We start from the raw sequence: 17,489 nt of genomic DNA, 5'->3' as shown, positions 1-17,489 counted from the left end.
GGTTAGGGTGAGGGGAAATCACTACCCCAATATCTCCCTCAACACCGGTCCAATCTTCTCAAACGCCTGCGGTGAAATGATATCCACGTGGGCGCAGTCCTGGCTGTACACCTCAAGCTCCGCCACCCACGGCGCCCACGCAACCTGCGGATCCATCGTTCGCGTGCGCTCGGCGACAAACAGCGTCGCTTTGCTGTCAAAGCGCGCGCTGTGCGCCGTGGTGAGCAGCCGCACCGCGTCGGCGTAGTTGCCCTCGATAGCGTTAAACAGCTCGCTGGAGCCCTGCCCCTGCTGGGCGGCGATAAACGCCTGACGCTCGCGTTCGATTTCCGCCAGCACCTCCGGGTCGAGGCCGTTGGCCTCTTTCTCCGCCCAGTTCTGGGTTTCCGGCGGCCAGGTGTCCAGCAGGCCGAGGAACGCCACCGCTTCACCCTGCTCGCGCAGACGGGCGGCAATGCCCTGCGCCAGCGTGCCGCCGAGGGAATAGCCGAACAGATAATACGGCCCCTGCGGCTGCTGCTTACGCAGCGTAGCCAGATGATGCTCAATCACCCCATCCAGATCCGCACGCTGCTGCATCGGCCCGTCCGGGCGCGGCGACTGAATGCCGACGATAGACCAGCGCGGGCTGAGGTAGCGCGCCAGCACGCTAAACTGCCAGGCAAAGCCGGACGCCGGATGGAAGCAGAACAGCGTAGGGCCGTCGCTTTCGCGCAGCGGGAGGAGAGTTTCATACCCCAGTCGCTGCGCCTGCTCGTCGCTCATCTGCGAGTCCAGCAGCGCGCTGAGCTTACTCACCGTGGAGGCGACCATAATCTGCCCCGGCGTAACCCTGCGCTCGAACGCGCGGCTAAGCTGTGCCGCCAGGCGCATCGCCAGCAGCGAGTGTCCGCCGAGGGCAAAGAAGTCGGCCTCAATGTCGTTGACCTCGCAGCCCAGCAGCGCGGCAAACGCCTGCGCGACGGCGGCTTCGGTTTCCGTCTCCGGCGCGCGGCCGGAGGTTTTGCTGGTCAGCTCCGGCAGCGGCAGCGCCTTGCGGTCGAGCTTGCCGTTCGCGCTGAGCGGCAGCGCGCTAATTTGCAGCAGCACCACCGGCACCATGTGCGGCGGCAGCTGGGCTTTGAGCGATTCCAGCAGCGCGTCGCGGTCCAGCGGTAAGCCGGATTCGGAAACCACATACCCCACCAGCTGGCGGGCATCGCCGCCGGTTGCCGCCGCCTGGTTGAATACGCAGGCGTGCGCCACGGCCTGGGCCACGTCCGGCAGCGACAGCATCGCCCGGTCGATCTCGCCAAGCTCGATGCGCTGGCCGCGAATTTTTAGCTGATCGTCGCTGCGACCGAGATATTCCACCGCGCCGTTGTCCAGCCAGCGGGCAACGTCACCGGTGCGGTACATCCGCTCGCCGGGGGCAAAAGGATCGGCAATAAAGCGGCTGGCGGTGAGGTCCGGACGGCCCAGATACCCCTGCGCCAGCTGAATGCCGGTGAGATACAGATCGCCCGCCACGCCGAACGGCACCGGGCGCATCATCGCGTCCAGAATGCGCAGCCCCGTGTTCCACACCGGGAAGCCAATCGGCACGCTGTTGCCTTCCACCGCCGCCAGCTCGGGGCCAAACGCCGGATACCAGCTCACGTCCACCGCCGCTTCGGTTGGGCCATAGAGGTTGTGCAGCGGCGCCTGAGTCAGCTGTTCCCACTCGCGGCACAGCTCGGTCGGCAGCGCTTCGCCGCTGCAGAACACCTGCTTTAGGGTTTTGCAGCACGCCGCGTTTTCAGGCGTCAGCGAGGCGACAAAGGCCGCCAGCATCGACGGCACGAAGTGGGTAGTGGTCACGCCGTACCGTGCGAAGAAGCTCTGCATCGCCTGCGGATCGCGGTGCGCGTCCGGCTCGGCCATCACCAGCTTCGCCCCGGCGATAAACGGCCACCAGAACTCCCACACCGACACGTCAAAGCTGCACGGCGTTTTCTGCGCCACCACGTCCGTCGCGTCCAGCGGGTAATGGTCCTGCATCCACTTCAGGCGGTTAACGATGGCGGTATGGCCGACCATGACCCCTTTCGGGCGCCCCGTCGAACCGGAGGTAAAGATGATGTACGCGGTCTGCTCCGGCTTCGCCAGCCGCAGCAGTTCAGCACCCGCAGCCGGTAAAAGTGTGTTGTAACTAAACGCCGTAATCGACAGATCGCTAAAGCGCGGGAGCTGCTCGTCGGTGGTAATGAGCAGGGACGGCTTCGCGTCTTCGAGCATCATCCGCAGGCGGTCGTCCGGGTAGCCGGTATCCAGCGGCAGCCACGCGGCACCGGCCTCGACGATGCCGTGCAGCGCCAGCGTCAGGAACACCGATCGCGGCAGTGCCACCGCCACGCTGTCGCCCGGCTTCACGCCGCGCGCGCGCAGCAGGTTTGCCAGCGCGACCACCTGCTCGCGCATCTGCCGATAGTTCAATTCGACGTTTGCATCTGCCAGCGCGGGGGCGTCCGGCGTTTTGCTCGCCTGCTCCGCCACCAGATCCGCCAGCGTGGTGGACGGCAGCGCCAGCCCGGTATCGTTGATGCGCGCCAGCTGCTGATATTCCTGCTCTGAAACGGTTTCCACTTCGCCACAGCGCAGGTCCGGGTTAGCCGCAAACTGCATCAGCATCGCGTTCAGACGCGCGACGTGACGGGAAAGCGTCGCTTCGTCGTAACGCTGCTTACTGGCGAGGATCTCAATGCTCAGCCCGCCCTGCTCGTCCGGGAACAGCGCCAGCTCAAGGTCGTTCACCGGGCCGGTTGCCAGCGTGTGGGTGATGGCCTCCACGCCGTCGATATCCAGCTGATAGTCGAACACCTTGACGTTCAGCACCGGGCCAAACAGGGCTTCATCGCCTGCGGCACGCCCGCTGTCGCGCACGATCTGCTCGGCGTCGTAGCGCTGATGGCGGCGCATTTTTTTCAGCTGATTGGCCAGGCGCAGCGCCAGCTCCGGAAGGCTCTCCTGCGGGTTGATATTCACCCCGAGCGGCAGGACGTTGAGCACCGGCCCGGTCGCGGTCAGCGCGGCGGAGCCCATGCGGCGCATAAAGATAAACCCGGCGGCGTAGTCCAGCCGTCCGGTGAGGCGGCCCAGCCACAGCGCCACCAGCGCAAGCGCCAGATCGGTGCGCTGCGCTTGCCCTGCCGCCTGTGCAAGCTGGCTGAAGGCGCGACCGTCGGCGGCAATTTTCAGGCGAAGGATATCGGTAGTAGCGGCGCGTCCCGGCAGCGGCGCGGAAGAGAGCGAGACCGGAGAAGGAAGCTGCCTGCGCTGCTCCGCCCAGAACGCACCGTCGCGTGCGTACGCCTCGCTGTCGCGATAGCGCTGATACTCGTCCACCACCTCGGCAAACGGCGTAAACGGGGATGCGGGCGTCGGTTCACCCTTTTTCCACGCGGCATAAATCGCGGCGATCTGGCGGGTTATTGCCGGAAAGCTGAAGCCATCCACCACCAGATGGTGATAGCGCTGATACCAGTACCAGTGGCTTTCTCCCACCTGAATCAGCTGGTGAAACGCCAGCGGCTGACCGCTGTCGACGCGCAGGTTTTGGTTGAGATCGGCCTCCATCAGCGCCACGGCGGCGTCGTGAGAGGTAACGCGAACGATGGACGGCTCCGGCAGAATGAGGGTGTCATCCACCCACTGCCACACCTCGCCGTTATCCTCGGCAAAACGCATCCGCAGGGTATCGGCCTGCGTCATGCCTTCAGCGATGGCTTTTGCCAGCAGCGGCGCGTCGATATCGCCTTTCAGTTCGGTGTAGTGCGCCACGCTCCAGGCGTTTGGCAGGGAAGAAAGCTGTTCCGCCATCCAGATACCCGGCTGGGCGGCGACGAGAGGAAGACGGTTCATGCGCTCCCCTCCGCAAAATGGGACGGTTCAAGCGTGCGCCAGTGCCCGGCGAGCCACTGCTGGCACGCCTCCTGAGACTGCGCTTCGCACACCACGCGCCACCCCGCCGGCAGTTCGCACTGCTGCGGCCACAGGCTGTACTGCCCCTGGTCGTTTTGCAAAATGGCGAACTGTCCCTGCGGATTATCGAAAGGATTGCTGAATTCCATACAGACTCCGTTATTGAATGAGCGGCTGCCAGAGGGTCATCAGCCCCTGCGTCAGCCCACCGCGCCAGCAAAGCGCATCGTGTCCGCCGTCAACCTGACGCCAGGTAACCTGCTGCGCGTGTAGTTCGGCATACATCGCCTGATTGGCATTGAAAATCAGCGGCTCGTTGCGCCCGGCCTCAAGGACGATACGCAGCCCGCTCGCGGCCAGCTCACCGGCTCTGAGCTGTTCGATGAGGCGCCCTTCCTGCTGCCCGCCACGGTGCGGCCACCAGTAAGAGCCGGACTGGCTCAGCACGCAGCCAAACCGCTGCGGCCAGTTGAGGCCAGCATAAAGCGAAGAGAGGCCGCCAAAGCTCTGGCCCGCCACCACGGTACGCTCGGCGCGGTCGCTGAAGGGTGCGAGATGTTTTACAAGAGGGAGAAGTTCTTCCTGTACCGCCAGCCAGAAATCGGGATTACAGGGCAATTCGCGGCTGCGATGTTCTATGTCGATCGCATCGATCAATACATAGACCGCAGAGGGCAGTTTGCGCTCGGTAGTGAGCGACGCCAGCGCAGGCCATACGGGCATGCTTTCGGCCCAGAACTGCCCGTCGAGCAGCACCGCCAGCGGGCGCTCGGGGCCGTCATCCCCGGTGGTAAAAATCCACACGCGCCGACGGTTGTTGAGACGCTCGCTGTTCCACTCAATGCAGACCGGCGGCTGATACGGCGTATTGGGACGATCCCAGCCGGGCTGAACGGGCGCGTCCGGCATCTCAAGCGCCGAGACGGCATGACCACGCCCGCCGCGCCAGCTCTGCGGATTCAGCGGGTCGGAAACCGCGTGCGGCAGCAGCTTGCGCCAGCCTTCGCGCAGCGCCATGCGGTCCGGCTGCGCGCCTTCAAACACGGTATCGGCAAAATCATTTTCATTCACAGAAGGGATAAAACAGTAGCTCCCGCGCCACTCGGGGCTGAATTCGCCCTGCCACTGCCAGACGTCGGTATCCGGGATGCGTTCGAGGGACTGCGGGCGGGCATTTTGATGGTGATCGGTCACGCCGGTAACGTAGAGCCAGACGCGTTTGACCGATGAGGTTTTCTGCGTGCCTGCCGGATCCCGCCACCAGAAGGTGACGCGACAGTTCTCCTTCAGACGTTCCCATTCAGGTCCGTTTTTCGACTGCCACCACGCTTCACTTCCGGTTGTTAACGTCGTCACCCTTATAACCCCATGTTTAACAGACTTTTTTGTTTCAGGACAAATTTTATTGATAATATTATTGATAACTATTTGCATTTGCAATAGCGTAATGCCCGCGCTGTGGGAAGCGCGCTCATTAAATAACCATAAAAGCGGGACGTACAATGAATAAGAAGATTCACTCTCTGGCCTTGCTGGTCAATTTAGGGATTTATGGTGTCGCGCTGCCCGCTGTGGCAGACGACAACACCGCCTCTGCGCAGCACGAAGATACGATGGTGATCACCGCCGCCGAGCAGAATTTACAGGCGCCGGGCGTGTCGACCATCACCGCCGACGAGATCCGCAAAAATCCGCCCGCGCGCGACGTGGCGGAAATCATCCGCACCATGCCGGGCGTTAACCTCACCGGAAACTCCACCAGCGGCCAGCGCGGGAACAACCGTCAGATTGACATTCGCGGCATGGGGCCGGAAAACACCCTGATCCTGATCGACGGCAAGCCGGTCACCAGCCGCAACTCTATTCGTCTGGGCTGGCGCGGCGAGCGCGACACCCGCGGCGATACCGGCTGGGTGCCGCCGGAGATGATCGAGCGCATCGAAGTGATCCGCGGTCCGGCCGCCGCGCGCTACGGCAACGGTGCGGCAGGCGGCGTGGTGAACATCATCACCAAAAAATTCGACGACCAGTGGCACGGCTCCTGGAACACCTACCTGAACGCGCCTGAACATAAAGATGAAGGATCCACCAAGCGCACCAACTTCAGCCTGAGCGGCCCGCTGGGCGGCGACTTCAGCTTCCGCATGTTCGGTAACCTCGATAAAACCCAGGCCGACGCGTGGGACATCAACCAGGGTCACCAGTCCGATCGTACCGGTGCCTACGCCAACACCCTGCCGGCTGGCCGCGAGGGCGTGGAAAACAAAGACATCAACGGCGTGGTGCGCTGGGACTTCGCGCCCATGCAGTCCCTGGAGTTCGAAGCGGGCTACAGCCGCCAGAACAACCTCTACGCGGGCGACACGCAGAACACCAACAACGACAGCGCGCTGGTGAAGAAGAATTACGGCAAAGAGACTAACCGTATCTACCGCCAGAACTTCGCGGTGACCTGGAACGGCGGCTGGGACAACGGCATCACCACCAGCAACTGGGCGCAGTACGAACACACCCGCAACTCCCGCCTGGGCGAAGGGCTGGCGGGCGGGACGGAAGGGTTATTCAACAGCAATAAATTCACCGACACCGACCTGGCCGACGTGATGCTGCACAGTGAAATCAACCTGCCGATTGATTTCCTCGTCAACCAGAACCTTACGCTGGGCACCGAGTGGAACCAGCAGCGCATGAAGGACTCGACCTCCTTTACGCAAACCCAGCAGGGCGGCACCATTCCGGGCATGAGCGACGATCGAAGCCCGTACACCTCGGCGGAGATTTTCTCCCTGTTCGCGGAAAACAACATGGAGCTGACCGACAGCACCATGCTTACCCCGGCGCTGCGCTTCGACCATCACACCATCGTCGGCAACAACTGGAGCCCGTCGCTCAACCTGTCGCAGGGTCTGGGCGATGACTTTACGCTGAAGATGGGGATCGCGCGCGCCTACAAAGCGCCGAGCCTGTACCAGACCAACCCGAACTACCTGCTCTACAGCAAAGGCCAGGGCTGCTACGCCAGCTCAGACGGCGTGGGCTGCTATATGATGGGCAACGACGACCTGAAGGCCGAAACCAGCATCAACAAAGAGATTGGCCTCGAGTGGAAACATGACGGCTGGCTGGCGGGCGTGACCTGGTTCCGCAACGACTATCGCAACAAGATCGAAGCGGGCTACGCGCCGATTGGCCAAACGTCCACCGGTAAAGTCACTACCGATATTTACCAGTGGGAAAACGTGCCGAAGGCGGTGGTCGAAGGGCTGGAAGGCTCCCTGAACGTGCCGGTCAGCGACACGATTAACTGGACCAACAACATAACCTGGATGTTGCAGAGCAAGAACAAGGAGACCGGCGACCGTCTGTCGATCATTCCGGAGTACACGCTGAACTCAACCCTGAGCTGGCAGGTTTATCAGGACGTGTCGCTCCAGTCGACCTTTACCTGGTACGGCAAGCAGCAGCCGAAGAAGTACAACTACAAAGGTCAGCCTGTGACCGGGTCTGAGAAAGATGAAGTCAGCCCGTACAGCATCGTTGGCCTGAGCGCGACGTGGGACATGACCAAAAACGTCAGCCTGACCGGCGGCGTGGACAACGTCTTCGACAAACGCCAGTGGCGCGCGGGTAATGCCCAGACAACCGGAAATGCCACCACCGGTGCGTATATGTACGGTGCGGGTGCGTATACGTATAATGAGCCGGGCCGCACCTGGTACATGAGCGTGAATACGCGTTTCTGATACAGGCAGCAACTCCCCCCTCTCCCTGTGGGAGAGGGCCGGGGTGAGGACATCAGGCCGCACTATTTGCTGATAGAGGAAAACCATGCACACCATCCACAGCACATTTTCTCTTGCCGGCCACACTGTCCACCACGTCACCTTCGATCCCACCACCTTCACCGACGCCGATCTCCTCTGGCTCCCTCACCACGCTGAGCTTTCAAACGCCGGACGCAAACGTAAGGCCGAGCATCTTGCCGGACGCATCGCCACCGCGCATGCCTTACCCGATCGCATCGTTCCAGGCATCGGCCCCAGCGGCGAACCGCTCTGGGCGGAAGGGGTTTCGGGCAGCATTACCCACAGCGGCACGCAGGCGATGGCGGTTGTCGTCCGTCATCAAGATGCGCTCGTAGGTATTGATTGCGAAGCCATTCTTCCAGACCACGAAGCCCGCGAAATCCAGGACGGCATCGTTGATGCGCAGGAAGCGATGTGCCTGACGCACTCGGGCTACCCTTTTGCGCTGGCATTGACGCTCGCTTTTAGCGCAAAAGAGAGTTTGTTTAAAGCCCTCTTCCCGCAGGTGAAGATTTACATGAGTTTTGAGTGTGCGAGAGTCACAGAGGTAACGGAAAAAACAATCACGCTGGCGCTTTCGCGCCCGGCTGGACAATATCCTGAGGGTAAATGCTTCACCCTCGTCTGGCAGCATGATAACGGGAACGTGTGGACGCTGCTAAATGCCTGATGGCGCTGCGCTTATCAGGCCTGCGGTAAACCGGTTTTGTAGGCCGGGTAAGGCATCGCCGCCACCCGGCTTGAGGGCGACGGCGATGCCTTTATAGGTTATTCAGCTCAACTCTCAAACATCCGGGAACATCACGCTATTCCCCGGCGCTTCCCTGTGCAGATGGATAAAGTTCAGGTGCCGTTCATACTGGTCCAGAATGTCCGTAATCACCTGCTCCTTGCTGTAGTCCATTAAATCATTCCCCTGGCTGCCTTCGAGCAGGAAGGTTTCGAGCCGGTAGTAGGTTGATTTCCCGCTGCGCGCACGGTAGGTAAACCCGGGTACTGAATACTGCTGCGGCCAGATCTGATAGACAAAGTTCTGCTCGTCGCCCATGTGCACCAGCAGGTCCAGGTGCCCCAGGGTCTCGCCCTCCTCCGGCGGCAGATTTTTCAGCTCCACGTACGCGCCTCGCAGCTTCAGCTCCTGCGCCACCTCTTCCATCGCCGGGAAGCAGACCGTCTCCATCATCTGTTTGGTGTAGCGCGTGCCCGGGTAGTTCATCAGGCGCGAGAGGCGTTTCTTCCAGCTCAGCCTGTCCTGCGCGCCCATCGGCCGCGGCGCGGTGTCGCGGCTGGCGCTGACGCGGCGGTAGTCTTCCACCTTGAGCGATTTATACAGCCCGGCCATCACAAAGAAGATAACGAAGCTGAACGGCAGGCCCATGATCACCGTGGTGTTCTGCAGCGCCGAGATGCCGTTGGTCATCAGCATGCCGAGCGTCAGCAGGCCGATGGCGATGGACCAGAAGATGCGCAGCCAGTTCGGCGCGTCGCTGTTGATGTCCTTCAGCTTCGAGGTGAAGTTGCCCAGCACCAGCGCGCCGGAATCCGCCGAGGTGACGTAAAACAGCAGGCCGGTGATGGTCGCCACGGAGGCGCTAAAGGTGAACGCCGGGTACTGCGCCAGCAGGCTGTAGAAGCCGCGCTCCGGGTGCGCCATCGCTTCCTGCGCGAAGGTTGCATTGCCGTGGATGATCTCATGCAGCGCGCTGTTGCCGAAAATCGACAGCCACAGCAGGGTAAAGGTGAACGGGATAATCAGCGTGCCCATCACAAACTGGCGGATGGTGCGGCCACGCGAAATACGCGCCAGGAACAGGCCGACAAACGGCGACCACGCCACCCACCACGCCCAGAAGAACAGCGTCCAGTTGTTCATCCACTCTACAGGGCGGTCGAAGGCAAAACTGTTCAGCGTCATGCCCATAAAGCGGTTGACGTAGTCGCCTACGTTGAGCACTAAGGCATTGAGCAGGAACGAGGTGTCGCCCATAAACAGCACGAACAGGATCAGGCCCAGCGCCAGCGCCACGTTCAGCTCGGACAGCACGCGGATACCTTTATCCACACCCGACGTCACCGAGATGGTGGCGATAATGACGGAGAGCGCAATCAGCGCCGCTTTGGCCGCCATCGAATCCGGAATATCAAACAGCACGCTCAGCCCGTAGTTGAGCTGCACCACGCCAATCCCGAGCGTCGTCGCGATACCAAAAATGGTGCCGATCACCGCCGCGATATCGACGCTGTGGCCAATCGGGCCGTTAATTTTTTTACCGAAAATCGGATACAGCGCGGAGCGGATGGTGAGGGGCAAATTATAACGATAGCTAAAGTATCCGAGCGCCATGCCCATCAGGGCGTACATCGACCAGCCCGTCAGGCCGTAGTGGAACAGCGTCCAGACCATCGCCTGGCGCGCGGCCTCCATCGTCTGCCCTGCCCCTTCCGGCGGCTGCATATACTGCGTGACCGGTTCCGCCACGGAGAAGAACATCAGGTCAATGCCGATGCCCGCAGCAAACAACATCGCGGCCCAGCTCAGCAGGCTGAACTCGGGCTTGGACTGCTCAGGCCCGAGCTTCACCGACCCGAAGCGCGAGCAGGCGATGCAGACCACGAAGACGATATAGAGCGTCGCGGCCAGCAGATAGTACCAGCCGAAGGTCTTCGACACCCAGTTCAGGGTGCGCCCAATCCACTCGGCAGAAAAATCACGAAAGAAGATGGTCGTCAGGGAAAACAACAAAATCAGCCCGGCGGACGTATAAAAAACGACCGGGTTGATTTTGTCTTTTTCTCTGTCTTGTGAAAGGTCTGTCATCCAGTATCCCCACTGTTTTTGTAACTATTAAAATCCAAATCCGCAACAATTAAGACACATTTTATATTGAACGTCCAATCAAAAACCGCTTTAATGTATTACCAACGCTGATGAATGGAGTGGCAAAAATGCCCAAAGTGGGGATGCAGCCGATCCGGCGCAGGCAGCTTATCGACGCCACGCTGGAAGCAATAAATGAAGTGGGAATGCACGACGCGACGATCGCGCAGATCGCCCGTCGGGCGGGCGTTTCCACGGGGATCATCAGTCACTACTTCAAAGACAAAAACGGTCTGCTGGAAGCGACCATGCGCGACATCACCGGCCAGCTGCGCGACGCGGTTTTGAGCCGCTTACGCGCCCTGCCGAACGCCAGCGCGGAGCAGCGCCTGCAGGCCATTGTCGGCGGCAACTTTGATGAAACCCAGACCAGCGGCGCGGCGATGAAGGCCTGGCTGGCCTTCTGGGCGAGCAGCATGCACCAGCCGATGCTCTACCGCCTGCAGCAGGTGAGCAGCCGCCGTCTGCTGTCGAACCTGGTGTACGAGTTCCGCCGTGAGCTGCCGCGCGAACAGGCCGAAGAGGCGGGCTACGGCCTGGCGGCGCTGATCGACGGGCTGTGGCTGCGCGCCGCGCTGAGCGGCAAGCCGCTGGATAAAACCCTGGCGCAGTCGCTCACCAGCCACTTCATCAGCCAGCATTTACCGACCGAATAACCGAGGAGAAATTATGTCCCGAATGGCAGAACAGCAGCTTTATATCAATGGTGGTTATACCTCCGCCACCAGCGGTCGCACCTTCGAGACCATCAACCCGGCCAACGGTGAAGTCCTGGCGAGCGTACAGGCCGCCGGACGCGAAGACGTGGACCGCGCCGTCGAAAGCGCAAAACGCGGGCAAAAAATATGGGCGGCGATGACCGCCATGGAGCGCTCGCGCGTTTTGCGCCGCGCCGTTGATATCCTGCGCGAGCGCAACGATGAGCTGGCGAAGCTGGAAACCCTCGACACCGGTAAAGCGTATTCTGAAACCTCAACCGTTGACATCGTTACCGGCGCGGACGTGCTGGAGTACTACGCGGGGCTGATCCCGGCGCTGGAAGGCAGCCAGATCCCGCTGCGCGACACCTCGTTCGTCTACACCCGCCGCGAGCCGCTGGGCGTGGTGGCGGGCATCGGGGCGTGGAACTACCCGATCCAGATCGCCCTGTGGAAATCCGCCCCGGCGCTGGCGGCGGGCAACGCAATGATCTTCAAGCCGAGCGAAGTGACGCCGCTCACCGCCCTGAAGCTCGCAGAAATCTACACCGAAGCGGGCGTGCCGGACGGCGTGTTTAACGTCCTGCCGGGCGTGGGCGCGGAGACTGGGCAGTATCTGACCGAGCATCCGGGCATTGCCAAAGTCTCCTTTACCGGCGGCGTCGCCAGCGGCAAAAAGGTGATGGCCAACTCGGCGGCCTCGTCCCTGAAAGAGGTGACGATGGAGCTGGGTGGCAAGTCTCCGCTGATTATTTTCGACGACGCGGATCTCGATCTCGCGGCAGACATCGCCATGATGGCGAACTTCTTCAGCTCCGGCCAGGTGTGCACCAACGGCACCCGCGTGTTCGTGCCCGCGAAATTCAAGGCCGCGTTTGAGCAGAAAATTGTCGAACGCGTGGGCCGTATTCGCGCGGGCGATCTGTTCGATGGACGCACCAACTTTGGCCCGATGGTCAGCTTCCCGCACCGCGACAGCGTGCTGCGCTACATCGCCAAAGGCAAAGAGGAAGGCGCGCGCGTGCTGTGCGGCGGCGACGCGCTGAGAGGCGAAGGCTTCGATAACGGCGCGTGGGTCGCCCCGACCGTGTTCACCGACTGCACCGACGAGATGACCATCGTGCGCGAAGAGATTTTCGGCCCGGTGATGTCCATCCTCACCTATGCATCCGATGAAGAAGCCATTCGCCGCGCCAACGACACCGACTACGGTCTGGCGGCGGGCATCGTGACTGCCGACCTGAACCGCGCGCACGGCGCCATTCATCAGCTCGAAGCGGGCATCTGCTGGATCAACACCTGGGGTGAATCCGCCGCAGAGATGCCGGTCGGCGGCTACAAACACTCCGGCATTGGCCGCGAGAACGGCGTGATGACGCTGCAGAGCTACACCCAGGTGAAGTCCATCCAGGTTGAGATGGGTAAATTCCAGTCCATATTTTAACCGGGAGGTTTATTTGCAATTTGACTACATCATTATCGGAGCCGGCTCTGCCGGCAACGTGCTGGCAACGCGACTGACTGAAGATCCGAATACTACCGTCCTGCTGCTTGAGGCGGGCGGGCCGGACTACCGCTTTGACTTCCGCACCCAGATGCCCGCCGCGCTGGCGTTTCCGCTGCAGGGCAAGCGCTACAACTGGGCGTATGAAACCGAGCCAGAGCCTTACATGAACAACCGCCGCATGGAGTGCGGACGCGGCAAAGGCCTGGGCGGCTCGTCGCTGATCAACGGCATGTGCTACATCCGCGGTAACGCGATGGATCTCGACAACTGGGCGAAAGAATCTGGCCTTGAGCAATGGAGCTACCTCAACTGCCTGCCCTACTACCGCAAGGCAGAGACGCGCGACGTGGGGCCGAACGACTATCACGGCGGCGACGGTCCGGTGAGCGTCACCACCTCGAAACCGGGCGTGAACCCGCTGTTTGAAGCGATGGTGGAGGCGGGCGTGCAGGCGGGCTACCCGCGCACCGAGGATCTCAACGGCTATCAGCAGGAAGGCTTCGGCCCGATGGACCGCACGGTCACGCCGCAGGGCCGACGCGCCAGCACCGCGCGCGGCTATCTGGACCAGGCTAAAAAGCGCCCGAACCTGACCATCCGCACTCACGCCATGACCGATCATATTATTTTTGACGGCAAGCGCGCGGTGGGCGTCGAGTGGCTGGAGGGCGAAAGCACTATCCCGTCCAGAGCGACGGCCAATAAAGAGGTGCTGCTGTGTGCGGGCGCGATTGCCTCCCCGCAGATCCTCCAGCGCTCCGGCGTGGGCAACGCGGAGCTGCTGAAGCAGTTCGATATCCCGCTGGTGCACGACCTGCCCGGCGTGGGCGAAAACCTGCAGGATCACCTGGAAATGTACCTCCAGTACGAATGCAAAGAGCCGGTCTCCCTCTACCCTGCCCTGCAGTGGTGGAACCAGCCGAAGATTGGCGCCGAGTGGCTGTTTGGCGGCACCGGCGTGGGCGCGAGCAACCACTTCGAAGCGGGCGGTTTTATCCGCAGCCGCGAAGAGTTCGAATGGCCGAACATTCAGTACCACTTCCTGCCGGTAGCTATTAACTACAACGGTTCGAACGCGGTAAAAGAGCACGGCTTCCAGTGCCACGTCGGCTCCATGCGCTCCCCGAGTCGCGGCCACGTGCGCATCAAGTCCCGCGACCCGCACCAGCATCCGGCGATTCTGTTCAACTATATGTCACACGAGCAGGACTGGCAGGAGTTCCGCGACGCGATTCGCATCACCCGCGAGATCATGCACCAGCCCGCGCTGGACAAATATCGCGGTCGCGAAATCAGCCCGGGCGTCGAGTGCCAGACCGACGAACAGCTGGACGAGTTCGTGCGCAACCACGCCGAAACCGCCTTCCACCCGTGCGGCACCTGCAAGATGGGTTACGACGAGATGGCGGTGGTCGACGGCGAAGGCCGGGTTCACGGGCTGGAAGGGCTGCGCGTGGTGGATGCGTCGATCATGCCGCAGATCATCACCGGCAACCTGAACGCCACCACCATTATGATTGGCGAGAAGATTGCCGACGCAATCCGCGGGCGCGAGCCGCTGGCGAAGAGCACCGCGGCGTATTATGTGGCGAACGGTGCGCCGGTAAGACGCTAAGCCATTTCCCCTCTCCCCAACGGGGAGAGGGGACTCACTTCCCCCCCAAAAATTTATTTTCATTTGCCTGCATCCAGTTTCCCCCCTCCCCTCGTATGTGAGTATGTGAGCAACGCCTTTGCTCCTTAATCCGAGGATAAATGATGAAAAAGCTACTCAGTGTTGCATTCGTATCCAGCGCTTTACTCTTCTGTGCAGGCGCATCAGCGGCCATGACGTCTGGCTCCGTGATGGTGGGCGGAGCGGAAATGTTCCCGAGCAAAAACATTGTTGAAAACGCCGTGAACTCAAAAGATCACACCACGCTGGTGGCGGCGGTCAAAGCGGCCGGGCTGGTGGATACGCTGCAGAGCAAAGGGCCATTCACCGTCTTTGCGCCCACCGATGCGGCATTTGCAAAATTGCCTGCGGGTACGGTCGATAATCTGGTGAAGCCGGAAAATAAAGCGCTGCTCACCAGTATCCTGACCTATCACGTGGTTGCGGGTAATTACGATATGAAAGCGCTGGAGCAGAAAATTAAACAGGGCGGCGGCCACGCGGAGCTGAAAACCGTTAACGGTCAATCGCTGTGGATCATGAGTAACGGCCCGCACAACATTCAGCTCAAGGATGGTAAAGGTAACGTGGCGAACATCAGCACCTATGACGTCCATCAGAAAAATGGCGTGATCGATGTGATTGATACCGTCCTGATGCCTAAGTAGTTGTCTATACTTCGGAAGTGTGACGTTGCCTTCCGGGAAAAACATGGATAACGCGCTGGCTCAACAGCAGTTGAAATTAATGCAGGCGATCGCTAACGGCGATCGCCGCGCATTTGAACAACTTTACCGACTCACATCGCCTCACCTGTTTGCCGTCGCGCTGCGCATGCTTCATCATCGCGCCTGGGCAGAAGAGATCCTTCACGACTGTTTTGTCACCGTCTGGAGTAAAGCCGAAACCTATAACGCCGCCCTGAGCTCTCCGATGACCTGGCTTACGCATATTGTTCGCAACCGCTGTATTGACTGGCTGCGCAGCGGGCAAACCCGGGCTGCCGCCCGCGAGGAGTCGTATTCCGAAGAGAGTCTGCTTAGCGAAAACGATGAGCAAAACAACTGGCACAACGACGCGCAAGCAGCACGGCTCAGGCACTGTCTGGATCATTTGAGTCATGAACAGCGCCAGAGCATTACGCTCGCCTACTATCAGGGCATGTCCCACAGCGACATTGCCGACTGGCTCCAGCAGCCCGTGGGCTCGGTAAAAAGCTGGATCCGCCGCGCGATGGATCATCTTCGGGAGTGCGTGGGCCTATGAATGACAGCGAAAAACGCGATGACATGCTGGCTGCGGAGTATGCCCTCGGTACCCTGCGCGGAGGGGCGCGGCTTCAGTTCCAGAAAAGACTTGCCGCTGAGCCCGGTCTGGCCGCCCGCGTGGCGTACTGGCAGGAGACGTTCTGCACGCTCGACAGCCATCTCGCGCCCGTTAACCCACCCGAGACGGTGTGGAAGAGGATCGCCCTCGATCTGCCGCCGAAAAAGCCTTTGCGCCAAAGCCGGCCCTATCTCGGCTGGATGGTCGCGGCCGGCATCGCCGCCGTTAGCGCGGTAGCCTGGTATACCACCCGCACGCCGGAACTCGCACCGCTGATGGTGCTCAACGATGCCCAACAGCACGGGCAGTGGGTCGTCAGTGCGGACAGCCGCCGCCAGTATCTGAGCATCACCCCTCTCAGACCGAATGCTGTCGCGGCGCAAAACAGCCTGCAGCTTTGGCTTATTCCTGCCGGGAAGGCCCCGATATCCCTTGGGCTGCTGCAAAGTGATATACCGACTCATGTTGCCCTCAGGAACAACACCCTTACCCCTGACGCGATGATAGCCATCAGCCTCGAGCCCGAAGGGGGGTCACCCACCGGTCAACCCACCGGCCCCGTGCTGTACAGCGGCAAGATTTAATCCCCCGGCCTTGTTCGCAGGGCCGCGCGCCTCTTAATCTGCCTTCCCCGGATTTACGCCCGCGTGATAAGAAAAGAGAGATTTTTCAATACTCAATCCTGTACATAATATTGACTGTTACATATAAGAATTAAATATTAGCACCGCAATGAATTTTATTATTTGAAACTTTATTGACACTCTCCCTGCAACTCCATTAAGTTTAAATCGAATGCTATTTAATTTGATATATACAATATATTTTAAAAAGGGTTAAAGAATTCGTCATCATTCTTTAATCCTTCTCTGCATTTTATTTTTTTGAATCACACAACAGTGAGATAAGATCATGAATAATAGTGCAAACAAAGTTGTTGTTATCACCGGTGCCAGCAGCGGTATTGGTGAGGCCATTGCCCTTCATCTGGCAAATAAACCTTTCTCTCTGGTGCTGGTTGCCCGTCGTCTGGAGAGAATTAACGCCCTGGTGGATCGCATTATTCAGCAGGGCGGCCGGGCGATTGCCGTGAAGGCGGACGTGACCCGACAGGAGGAGGTTCAGCGCGCGATTGACGCTGCCGTCGCCGCATACCAGCGCGTCGACGTGCTGATCAACAACGCGGGCTTTATGGCGATTGCCCCCCTCAGCGAGCTGAAAACCGACGAGTGGGACCGGATGATCGATACCAATATTAAAGGCGTGCTGTACGGTATCGCAGCGGCATTTCCGGTATTCCAGCGTCAGGGGAGCGGACACTTTATTAACGTGGCCTCCGTGGCGGGGATCAAGGTCCTTGCCCCCGGCGGCGTGGTGTACAGCGCCACGAAATTCGCCGTCCGCGCCCTGAGTGAAGGCTTACGTCAGGAAGCGGGGAAAACCGTTCGGACGACCCTTATTTCCCCCGGCGCCGTTGAAAGCGAACTGCAGTTTGGCAGCTCTGATGCCCCGAGCAAACAGTTCCTGCATGAATTTTATAAGCAGGCTATTCCGGCAGAGTCGATTGCCAGAGCCGTCTTATTTGCTATCGAACAGCCTGGCGACGTTGATGTAAATGAAATAATTGTCCGTCCTACGCAGGAAGAATTTTAGCATGAGTTAAATAACGCTGAATGAGGTG

General features: G+C 60.4%; 13 protein-coding genes. 9 read left to right on the top strand and 4 right to left on the bottom strand.

From position 1 onward, the window contains the following. Positions 1-21: 21 nt before the first annotated feature. From entF to fes, 3 genes are read right to left on the bottom strand one after another with little or no spacing between them, the layout of a single operon-like run. Entirely contained in the window at positions 22-3,879 is a 3,858-nt protein-coding gene (gene entF / locus DFO52_RS07415) for an enterobactin non-ribosomal peptide synthetase EntF (RefSeq protein WP_133549955.1), read from the bottom strand. Next, positions 3,876-4,088, bottom strand: a complete 213-nt coding sequence (locus tag DFO52_RS07410) for an MbtH family protein (RefSeq protein ID WP_032662857.1) — start codon at positions 4,086-4,088, stop codon at positions 3,876-3,878. The genes entF and DFO52_RS07410 overlap by 4 nt, the downstream gene beginning before the upstream one ends. Before the next feature lie 10 nt (positions 4,089-4,098). Beyond that, positions 4,099-5,295 (bottom strand): enterochelin esterase, encoded by a 1,197-nt coding sequence (gene fes / locus DFO52_RS07405; RefSeq protein WP_133549953.1) that lies wholly within the window; start codon positions 5,293-5,295, stop codon positions 4,099-4,101. A 146-nt stretch (positions 5,296-5,441) separates the two neighbouring features. Between fes and DFO52_RS07400 the strand changes: the two genes are divergently transcribed. After that, positions 5,442-7,682 (top strand): TonB-dependent siderophore receptor, encoded by a 2,241-nt coding sequence (locus DFO52_RS07400; protein WP_133549951.1) that lies wholly within the window; start codon positions 5,442-5,444, stop codon positions 7,680-7,682. Between the two features lie 85 nt (positions 7,683-7,767). Further along, positions 7,768-8,415, top strand: coding sequence for an enterobactin synthase subunit EntD (gene entD, locus DFO52_RS07395; protein WP_133549949.1), 648 nt, complete (start codon positions 7,768-7,770; stop codon positions 8,413-8,415). A 114-nt stretch (positions 8,416-8,529) separates the two neighbouring features. Here the strand turns inward: entD and betT are convergent, their stop codons facing one another. Beyond that, the gene (gene betT / locus DFO52_RS07390) at positions 8,530-10,563 is read right to left on the bottom strand and encodes a choline BCCT transporter BetT (protein WP_023310695.1); all 2,034 of its coding nucleotides are present in this window, start codon (positions 10,561-10,563) and stop codon (positions 8,530-8,532) included. A 128-nt stretch (positions 10,564-10,691) separates the two neighbouring features. Between betT and betI the strand changes: the two genes are divergently transcribed. The 7 genes from betI (at position 10,692) to DFO52_RS07355 (ending at position 17,461) form a co-directional block, all read left to right on the top strand. Then, entirely contained in the window at positions 10,692-11,279 is a 588-nt protein-coding gene (gene betI / locus DFO52_RS07385) for a transcriptional regulator BetI (RefSeq protein WP_029741650.1), read from the top strand. A gap of 13 nt (positions 11,280-11,292) precedes the next feature. After that, on the top strand, positions 11,293-12,765 hold the full coding sequence (gene betB, locus DFO52_RS07380) for a betaine-aldehyde dehydrogenase (protein WP_133549947.1): 1,473 nt from the start codon (positions 11,293-11,295) through the stop codon (positions 12,763-12,765). A 13-nt stretch (positions 12,766-12,778) separates the two neighbouring features. Beyond that, complete coding sequence (gene betA, locus DFO52_RS07375; RefSeq protein WP_133549945.1) at positions 12,779-14,443, top strand: choline dehydrogenase; 1,665 nt, start codon at positions 12,779-12,781, stop codon at positions 14,441-14,443. A 143-nt stretch (positions 14,444-14,586) separates the two neighbouring features. Further along, positions 14,587-15,150, top strand: coding sequence for a fasciclin domain-containing protein (locus DFO52_RS07370; RefSeq protein ID WP_133549943.1), 564 nt, complete (start codon positions 14,587-14,589; stop codon positions 15,148-15,150). Between the two features lie 43 nt (positions 15,151-15,193). Continuing rightward, positions 15,194-15,748, top strand: coding sequence for a sigma-70 family RNA polymerase sigma factor (locus tag DFO52_RS07365; protein WP_133549941.1), 555 nt, complete (start codon positions 15,194-15,196; stop codon positions 15,746-15,748). Beyond that, positions 15,745-16,392 (top strand): anti-sigma factor, encoded by a 648-nt coding sequence (locus DFO52_RS07360; protein ID WP_133550397.1) that lies wholly within the window; start codon positions 15,745-15,747, stop codon positions 16,390-16,392. Before DFO52_RS07365 ends, DFO52_RS07360 begins: the two co-directional genes overlap by 4 nt. A 328-nt stretch (positions 16,393-16,720) precedes the next feature. Further along, positions 16,721-17,461, top strand: coding sequence for an SDR family oxidoreductase (locus tag DFO52_RS07355; RefSeq protein WP_047648462.1), 741 nt, complete (start codon positions 16,721-16,723; stop codon positions 17,459-17,461). Positions 17,462-17,489: the final 28 nt, after the last annotated feature.

Origin of the sequence: Enterobacter sp. AG326 (assembly GCF_004362415.1) — a bacterium.
GTDB classification, from domain to species: Bacteria; Pseudomonadota; Gammaproteobacteria; order Enterobacterales; family Enterobacteriaceae; genus Enterobacter; species Enterobacter asburiae.
This window is presented reverse-complemented; position numbering and strand designations above follow the sequence as displayed.

What these genes read in the sequence shown, in the direction of transcription:
- entF (WP_133549955.1), bottom strand. Translation starts at nt 3,879, where the DNA reads ATGAACCGTCTTCCTCTCGTCGCCGCCCAGCCGGGTATCTGGATGGCG.
- DFO52_RS07410 (WP_032662857.1), bottom strand. Translation starts at nt 4,088, where the DNA reads ATGGAATTCAGCAATCCTTTCGATAATCCGCAGGGACAGTTCGCCATT.
- DFO52_RS07400 (WP_133549951.1), top strand. Translation starts at nt 5,442, where the DNA reads ATGAATAAGAAGATTCACTCTCTGGCCTTGCTGGTCAATTTAGGGATT.
- entD (WP_133549949.1), top strand. Translation starts at nt 7,768, where the DNA reads ATGCACACCATCCACAGCACATTTTCTCTTGCCGGCCACACTGTCCAC.
- betT (WP_023310695.1), bottom strand. Translation starts at nt 10,563, where the DNA reads ATGACAGACCTTTCACAAGACAGAGAAAAAGACAAAATCAACCCGGTC.
- betI (WP_029741650.1), top strand. Translation starts at nt 10,692, where the DNA reads ATGCCCAAAGTGGGGATGCAGCCGATCCGGCGCAGGCAGCTTATCGAC.
- betB (WP_133549947.1), top strand. Translation starts at nt 11,293, where the DNA reads ATGTCCCGAATGGCAGAACAGCAGCTTTATATCAATGGTGGTTATACC.
- DFO52_RS07370 (WP_133549943.1), top strand. Translation starts at nt 14,587, where the DNA reads ATGAAAAAGCTACTCAGTGTTGCATTCGTATCCAGCGCTTTACTCTTC.
- DFO52_RS07365 (WP_133549941.1), top strand. Translation starts at nt 15,194, where the DNA reads ATGGATAACGCGCTGGCTCAACAGCAGTTGAAATTAATGCAGGCGATC.
- DFO52_RS07360 (WP_133550397.1), top strand. Translation starts at nt 15,745, where the DNA reads ATGAATGACAGCGAAAAACGCGATGACATGCTGGCTGCGGAGTATGCC.
- DFO52_RS07355 (WP_047648462.1), top strand. Translation starts at nt 16,721, where the DNA reads ATGAATAATAGTGCAAACAAAGTTGTTGTTATCACCGGTGCCAGCAGC.